Origin of the sequence: Vibrio sp. OPT18 (assembly GCF_015163615.1) — a bacterium.
Lineage (GTDB): Bacteria > Pseudomonadota > Gammaproteobacteria > Enterobacterales > Vibrionaceae > Vibrio > Vibrio coralliirubri.
On record NZ_JADDYK010000087.1, the window covers coordinates 6,521 to 11,707 of the forward strand.

The window sequence follows — 5,187 nt, forward strand, 5'->3', positions numbered from 1 at the left end:
ATGTAACGCAAAATGGTCAGTACCTGGTTGGTGCTGATTTAACAGGATGTATTGAGGAGAATTTGGATTCAATACGAATGTGTATTGACCATTTGCATCAACATGAAGCTCTCCGTACGTACCTTTTATGACTTCTGGCATAAAGGTGACGGGTAAAGCGGGCGTCGTAGGCGCATTCGAATGAGTCGGCTGACCGTTACTCCCTGAGGAGATAGTAGGCATCGATACCGAAGGAATGTAATGGACTTGCGGGTGAGAAAGCGTCGATAAATGATGAGAAGGAACCAAGTGAGAGCTCGAACCATGGGCGGCATGACTTGCACTTAAGGTTGAGTTTACGTCGTTGTCACTCGTCTGAGCTTCTTGGAGAGCAACCGCTGATGAGTCCGCCTTACTATGGTCATCGGTGACATCTTTTTCGGTCACGTTATTTGCGGTTACTTGATCTGCAGCGTCACTGGAATTGTCTATGCTCTCTGCAGCAGCGTGTTTAGCCAATGATGGCAAAATCATCATGAGTGACTGAAAAAGTGGGATATTCACTTTTAGATGTGAATGCAGTCTGCGCTTCTTTTTTTGTGTTGGTTTCTTTTGTTCTAGCTCGTTACTTTTCTTATTTTTGATTTCTGTATTTTTCTTGTTTGCTTCGACGTTTTTTTTGTTAGCCATTTTTCTCATCCGTGAATCGTGGTTGCACTATTTTAAGTAAAATACACAGATAGAGGTTTCGCTAGCTAATTGGATAATTTTTAAAGAAAAAACTGTAAAGTCGAAGAATTATCTCGTTTTGATGTAACGAGACGAAAGTGGGGAGGGCACTTAAGGAAAGATACAGTGAGAGGCAGGAACCAAACGTCCATGTTTGGTTTCAGTGTTTTAACTGAGTGGGACTAAATTACCAAGTACAACTAACTAAAAGCGTACAGCTAACTTAAAGCGCAAGATTATCTTAAAGCGTACGACCCACTTCAAAGCCATCCCAGATTGCGGCCATGATCGTTCTCGCTTTTTGACTGTCACCGATATTGAATACTTCATCAACGTCCAGTTGATTCGCCAGTTCTTCATGCAAGTGATCTTCAGCCTTGTAGCCAAGCGCTAGCACAACGTGGTCGGAAAGCATTTCGACACTGCTGTTTTCAATGTTTAGACATACACCAGTATCAGTGATTCGCTCTAATCGTGTTGAAGTAAGAACGTTCACTTGTTCTTTGACTAGAAGCTCTTTCAACATCTGGTAGTTAGCAAAACAGGTACCGTGAGGGCCGCCAATGATATCGTCTGATGCCTCAACTAATGTGACCGCTTTACCTTGTTGAGCCATCCATAGAGCGGCTTCTGCGCCCACTAAACCCGCGCCAATCACACAGACTTTGTCGCCTGTAATTAGTTCAGGGTTCATCAACATATTTTCGGCAACTAAAACGTGCGGCTTATCTTTTCCTTCCAACCAGTTAGGTTGAGTTGGGCGAGAGCCGGTAGCGAAAATAACACTGTCTGGTTTTTCGCTTTCAATCGATGCTTTGTCTGCCGCTGAATTGAGTTTTACGTCTACCTTGTGTCGAGTCATTTCACCGCTGAACCACGCAATCAAGGCTTTATCATCATGCTTGAATGGAGGTTGGCTTCCCGGGATGACATTGCCACCCAGTTGGCTGCCTTTTTCGAAAAGGACTACATCATGTCCGCGCTCAGAAGCAATTCTAGCGGCTTCCATTCCCGCAACACCACCACCGACAACGACGACCTTTTTGGTTTTGTGCGTTGGTAGTAATCTGAACTCTTCTTCTCGTCCACAGCTTGGGTTAACCGCGCAAGATAGGTTACCCACTTCAGCCATACGACCTAGGCAACCAAGGTGACAAGATAAGCAAGGACGAACTTCTTCAAAACGACCTCGTCGGATCTTATTCACCGTGTCTGGATCGGCGAGCAGGGGTCTACCCAGTGACACGCCATCACAAATGCCATTTTGAACAGCATGCGAAGCGAGGTCTGGGTTCTCCATACGGCCAGCCATTAATACGGGAATATCGACCACTTCTGAAACGGCTTTGCAGTATGGTTTGTACATACCCGGTTGGAAGTAGTTTGGCGGGTGATTCCAGTACCATGAGTCATAGGTGCCGGCATCAACGTTCAAGGCATCGAACCCTGCGCTTTGCAGGTACTCAGCCGCTTTAAGGCCTTCTTCCATATCGCGACCCACTTCTTCAGCGCGCTCACCCGGAAGGATACCTTGGCCGAAACCTTTCATGTTGCCTTTAACGGAGTAGCGCAGTGATACCGGGAAGTCTTTGCCACAAACAGCTTTGATACCTTCAACAATCTCTACCGCAAAGCGATAACGATTTTCGAAGCTGCCACCGTATTGATCGGTACGTTGGTTGAAAAATTCCATTGTGAATTGGTCAAGTAAGTAGCCTTCATGAACCGCGTGTATTTCCACACCATCAAAACCTGCTTTTTGGGCAATAGCAGCCGACTCAACAAACTTAGAGATGAAGTATTTTACTTCTTCAGTGGTCAGTTCACGGTGTGTGATTGAAGGGTCGAAGCGGTTCGGCGCTTCAGAAGGCGCAATGGATTTGTCTTCAGGAGTGAAGCCCGGAATGCAAGAGCGTCCCCAACCAGCGGTAAGCTGTGCGAATATTTTAGTACCGTAGGTATGGACTCGTTCGGTCATCTCTTTTGCGCTGCGGATATAAGCGGTTGGATGGTTGGTTGGGCATGGAAGGGAAGGCATAGGGAACTGTTCAAGTTCATTTTCTACCATTTGCACACCGGTAATGATCAGGCCAACACCACCACGAGCACGAGCAACGTAATACTCAACGCCACGGCTGTTATACGCACCATCGCCATCGACACAACCTAAGGTACCCATCGGGGCCATAGAGTAACGATTCTTTAGCTCTAAAGAGCCGATCTTCATCGGTTCAAAAAGCACGTTATGCTCTTGTTTTAACATAATCTAATCTCCAATAATTGAATGCATTGGGTGTTAACCAAAGCAAGTACTGGTGATATTAAAGCAAGGGATGAACGTGCTAACTTTGCACTTTAGGACAAAAGTTTTGCCGAATATGCCATCGAAAGTAACGTTGATTTAGATCAGTCTTTACCTAGGTGATATTCTGACTTCGCCTTAATTTTATTGGACTTAGCCCTGTCCATCTTTTAAAAGCACGTGAGAAAGTACTCAAATCAGCAAAGCCGAGTTGGTAGGCAATCTCGGTCATGTTGATGTGTTGGTCTTCTAGCAAGTGCAGTGCTTTTTCTAGCTTGTATTTTTCGACTACGCCTCGATAGTTTGTGTTGAGTTCAGCAAGCCTTCTATTCAACGTTCGGATGTTCATGTTGAGCGACTGAGCAAGGCTTTCACCCGAAACATTCTCTAAGTTATTCGCTTGATTGAGCGCATTGTAGATCTGGAGAATCAGGTCGCCTTTCTTTAGGGACTCTGCGTCTTTTCTCAGTAGGTTCAGTGCCGAAAAATAGATCCCTTCATCGTAATTATCTAAAGGCTTATGCAGGTGCTTTTTGTCGATAGCGATCTTTCTTATTGGGTGTCCGGCGGTAATTTTTGCTCCCGTTAACTGCTCGAGTTGTTCGGTGCGCTCTGGAGAGAATTTGTGCTCAATCAGTTTGACGCTCACATCGATGTCTTCGCTAAGGATCACATGCTTGATGATGTAAATGAGCGTGGCGATGAGCATTGTTACACCAAGATAGGTGACGTGGCTTTCTTGGCTAAAAGGTTCGCTGTTGAGTACCCACAACTCCGCGCTACCTTGTTTATTTTCTCGATATTGAAGCCGGATAGGTGACGCAATAATGAACGAGAATTCAGCCGCAGTTTTTAGCATCGCCTCGAGGTTTGGAGCGGTCCATAGTGCTAAGGAGTAACTACCAAAGGTTAAGGGAGTAACGTGCTTCGCGGCTCTTACGGGGATCAGCTCATCATCGGTATATTCACACAGTTTTACTAACTCTTCACGAAGGTCGTGGAAATGCAATCGGCCATCTGAATTCTTACGCTTTGGCGGAAAAAATTGGCTCTCCACTTGATGCTCTTTTGCTGTTAAAGCGAGCAAGGCTTGCCAGCCAGCGTGAACTGAAAGGGAGTTATGAAAGCGTTGTTCCAATGCCATTTTATGACCTTATAAATCGGAGATGTGATCAAAAACACAAAGTGATTAATTGTCCAGAATAGTGAATTTCTTGTCCTGAATTGCAAAGTTAAAGCCTAGGGAAATTGTATTCTGAATGCCGTGAAAAGGATATTTACCTGTACCCTACGTTCATGCATAACATACAAGTTTTGTTTTTAATGGAAAAGTAATATTCAAAATTTAGCCTGTTATGCAAAGTATAATGAGAACTACATAATGAATAATTGGCAAGAGATCCATAGCGAAAAACTACTCTCGTTAGAGTCTGCGGTAGGCAAACTCGCATCAGGTGACAAAATCTGGGCAGGTGGCTTACTGTCCATTCCAGTTGTTTTTCTAAAGGAATTGGATAAACACCTCGACCTATTCAGTGATTGTGAAATCTACACAGGTTTGATGACGACTCCCTTCGAGTTTTTGAAGCCTCAATATCGAGATAACTTCAAGCATATCAGTCTCTTCATGGGGCCAATTGAAAGAAAGCTGCAAAGCACAGGCAACGTAGAAGTGACGAACTTTCATTTCTCTAATTTCGAAAATATTTTTGAAAAACTGCAGCCAAATACGGTTGTCGTTGAAGTGACACCACCGAATGCAGACGGTTTTGTGAGCTTAGGCGCGTGTGGCGGCGTAGCAACGAAGGTGGCGCTGAAATATGCTTCTAAAGTAATTTTTGTTGTTAATGAACAGCAACCTTTTATTGGCAATGAAGACAATATCGTGCATGTCGATTGTGCGGACGCATTAGTCGAAGGCCATCATCGTATCGCGTCACCTAAAGCTGGCCAGCCTTCAGAGCTAGAGACCGAAATTGCAAAACATGTTAGCCCATACATTAAAGATGGAATGACGGTGCAAATTGGTATTGGAACCATCTCAAATGCGATGGGCATGGCGCTTCGAGACCGTAAAGATCTAGGTGTTCATACAGAGATGTTTACGGAATCTCTCATGGAGATGTGTAAAGCCGGTGCGGTGTCTGGCACTAAAAAGAATCACATGCCAAACAAGA

The 5,187-nt window shown here is 44.7% G+C and carries 3 protein-coding genes and 1 pseudogene; 1 reads left to right on the top strand and 3 read right to left on the bottom strand.

Going from position 1 to position 5,187, the window contains the following annotated elements:
* From IQQ51_RS27515 to IQQ51_RS21960, 3 genes are all read right to left on the bottom strand, one after another.
* Positions 1–669 (bottom strand): VCBS domain-containing protein (locus IQQ51_RS27515; RefSeq protein WP_228013130.1); only part of this gene is annotated, 669 nt, incomplete at its 3' end.
* Between the two features lie 280 nt (positions 670–949).
* Entirely contained in the window at positions 950–2,971 is a 2,022-nt protein-coding gene (locus IQQ51_RS21955) for an FAD-dependent oxidoreductase (RefSeq protein ID WP_193842138.1), read from the bottom strand.
* Positions 2,972–3,125: 154 nt separating this feature from the next.
* The gene (locus IQQ51_RS21960; protein WP_193842139.1) at positions 3,126–4,154 is read right to left on the bottom strand and encodes an AraC family transcriptional regulator; all 1,029 of its coding nucleotides are present in this window, start codon (positions 4,152–4,154) and stop codon (positions 3,126–3,128) included.
* 237 nt (positions 4,155–4,391) lie between these two features.
* On the opposite strand from IQQ51_RS21960, the pseudogene IQQ51_RS27520 reads away from it, so the two are divergent.
* A pseudogene (locus tag IQQ51_RS27520) lies at positions 4,392–5,187 on the top strand (4-hydroxybutyrate CoA-transferase); the annotation flags it as partial.

Coding starts and splice junctions, on each gene's coding strand:
- IQQ51_RS21955 (WP_193842138.1), bottom strand. CDS start 2,971: ATGTTAAAACAAGAGCATAACGTGCTTTTTGAACCGATGAAGATCGGC.
- IQQ51_RS21960 (WP_193842139.1), bottom strand. CDS start 4,154: ATGGCATTGGAACAACGCTTTCATAACTCCCTTTCAGTTCACGCTGGC.